This is a genomic window from Peribacillus sp. P4_C12 (assembly GCF_056402095.1).
On the sequence record NZ_JBFUIB010000518.1, the window covers coordinates 1 to 2,473 of the forward strand.

The 2,473-nt window shown below is 33.5% G+C and carries 3 protein-coding genes and 1 pseudogene; 1 reads left to right on the top strand and 3 read right to left on the bottom strand.

Annotated features, from left to right (window positions below; translation table 11 throughout):
* Positions 1–352: 352 nt before the first annotated feature.
* The 3 genes from AC1DUW_RS25815 to AC1DUW_RS25825 all read right to left on the bottom strand — a co-directional run bounded on the left by AC1DUW_RS25815 (position 353) and on the right by AC1DUW_RS25825 (position 1,893).
* A complete protein-coding gene (locus AC1DUW_RS25815; protein ID WP_477643821.1) occupies positions 353–913 on the bottom strand; it encodes a hypothetical protein in 561 nt (186 codons plus the stop codon).
* Between the two features lie 63 nt (positions 914–976).
* Complete coding sequence (locus AC1DUW_RS25820) at positions 977–1,342, bottom strand: DUF4179 domain-containing protein (protein ID WP_477643822.1); 366 nt, start codon at positions 1,340–1,342, stop codon at positions 977–979.
* 11 nt (positions 1,343–1,353) lie between these two features.
* The gene (locus tag AC1DUW_RS25825) at positions 1,354–1,893 is read right to left on the bottom strand and encodes a sigma-70 family RNA polymerase sigma factor (RefSeq protein WP_252434120.1); all 540 of its coding nucleotides are present in this window, start codon (positions 1,891–1,893) and stop codon (positions 1,354–1,356) included.
* A gap of 386 nt (positions 1,894–2,279) precedes the next feature.
* Between AC1DUW_RS25825 and AC1DUW_RS25830 the strand changes: the two are divergent.
* Positions 2,280–2,473 (top strand): annotated as a pseudogene (locus AC1DUW_RS25830) (hypothetical protein); the annotation flags it as partial.

The window sequence follows — 2,473 nt, forward strand, 5'->3', positions numbered from 1 at the left end:
TATTGATCTAACGCACCCGTTAGTTGGTTGCTTAAGGCACACTATGTTTCATTTATTAGTATTCCGCCTTTTGACTGATAAACTCTCAATGACTTTCCTTGAGTTTATCAGTCAAAAGGCGGAATACTAATAAATGAAACATAGTGTGCCTTAAGCAACTAACGGGTGCGTTAGTTCAATAAGGGGTACCGCCAACATTTCGCAAATTTTGTACGCTAAGGAAATTCGAAAATAAAACAGCCGATTTCACCTTCTATTTTTAAGGAATCGGCTGTTTTATTTGTCTTACAATTAATGCCCCTCGTAGGAGAATTCACATGATTACTATGTCTCTAGATCATCCATTCATTTCTTATGGATTGATCAGTATAGATTGTTCTGGTACATTACCTGGTTCAGTTGCATGGGGATTTGCTGAGTGCTCAAATGGCACTAAATAATATTTCTCTGATGTTAAATCAATTGATGGATATCGGTTATAAGATTCTTCAGGAGTAATAGCGCTAGTGCCTGGTAATATTTCAGTCCCAGATTCACTTACAATTTTAAAAGCAATGTGATTTGCTTGCTCTGGCCAGTCATAATAGAGCACCGTGGATATTGGTGTTACAATCATTTTCTCTAATTTYATGGATTGGCCATTCCCGAGCTGTATTACCTGATCGAATGTAATCGTTTTGCTTGCTGCTGCTAACTGTTCTGTTGGAACTTCAATATCAAAGACCCAAGGGTGATCTATTGGCATTTCCAAGTCTAGGCGATCATACTCAATATGGAATCGAATCGTTTCACCAATCGGAATTTCTGTAAGTTGAACTTCATTGTAAATGGTAAACATGGAATCATTTATTTCTACAGATTCCCCGCCTGTACCTGAAGTTAGATTCTGTCCATTTATCAATACTTTTGGCATTGGATGCATTTGATAATTAAAATCAATCCCCTCTGCTGGTTCAAAAGTGGAACTGGTTAATAATCACCCACCATCAATCAAGACTTCATTCAATGTCAATTTACCGTACTCGTTTTCAGCTGTTTCACCTATTTTTGTTTTATATGACGAATAGTCAAGATTTTCATTTGAATTTATATACTTTTCAATGGTTTCACCAACAAATGGCATATTTGCTATAGATACCATACCTGTACTAATTGAAATACCAGTTACTAAAATAACGGCTGCTGTAACACCTAAATATTTCTTTAAGTGAGATGGTCTTTGTTTTCTTATTTTTTTTAATATACGCTTTTCCCATTTCTTTTTCTCGAAGTTCGTAAGGCTTTGTTCTTCATACTGTTCCAAATCTACATTTAATTCATTTAAGTCTTTATAAATCGACATATTCTCACTCCTCACACTTCATTTTTTTGAAATAAAAAACTTTTAAGCTTTTTACGTCCTCTGGAAAGCTTGTTATAAACCCAAGACTCTTTCGCATTAAATTCTTTCGCTATTTCACTTGAAGGAGTTCCTTCTAAATAGTACTTTTCAAAGATTTTCCGTTCACTCGCTGGTAACTGATCAAGTAATTCATCAACAAGGATTTTTTCTGATGATTGTTTTGCCTTTATCATAGATTCATTAATATCTGGAACTGAAAACTGTTGATTCTTTATTGTGATTTGTCTTCTTTGATAGTCAATCGCTTTATATTTTGCAATCGCTGCAATCCACTGTTTAAATGAATTTTTCGTAGGATCAAAGGAATGAATATAATTCCATATCGATAACAAAACATCATCAAGGCATTCTTCATAATCTTGCTGATGGTAATTTAAATGACGTTTAATGATTGCTGTAAGTAAACCACCATACTGGTTGATAATAAAGGGAATTGCATGTTCATTTTTCTTCTGTATTTGTTGTACAACATTGTTCTCTGTGATTTTCAATTGTCCACCCCTCCCGATTAATATTGGTACCTACTATGTAATACGAAATAAATACGGTAAATCTATCACAAAATAAATTCTCTTCATGTAATCTCCTTTAGAAAAGGTGGTTCCACAAACGGACGTTAATGGTACTAAAAACAACTTTATCAAAAAACAACCTGTTTGTATTAAATCATAGAACCAAAACTCATTCCCAAAATCAAAGTAACATTTTCAATATCTAATACCGTTTTTGGTGCTGATATAGGGTTATAAACAACTTTTGTAGGTGATATATGATGATAGTTGAATAAGAAAATGTAATTTTATGTTAAAATAAGTAAGGAGATTGTGAAGGAGACGTATAATAAGACATAACTCACAAATGTTGGGGAGGGTTAGCCTTGTTTACTTCAGTTCTATTTATCTATTTTCCTATTGCTATTTCATTACTAAGTATTTGGGGTTTGTTTTGGGTAATCAAGAACAAGAAAAAGATATATATTTCTCCATTAGTTCTTGTAAATTTAGGTATCATAACGCATTTGGTTGGTTTGAAGTTAATTAGGGGATTTGCAGGAATGGGAGTAAGTATGGT

Excerpts from the sequence above, each read along its gene's own strand:
- AC1DUW_RS25820 (WP_477643822.1), bottom strand. The coding sequence starts at position 1,342 with ATGTCGATTTATAAAGACTTAAATGAATTAAATGTAGATTTGGAACAG.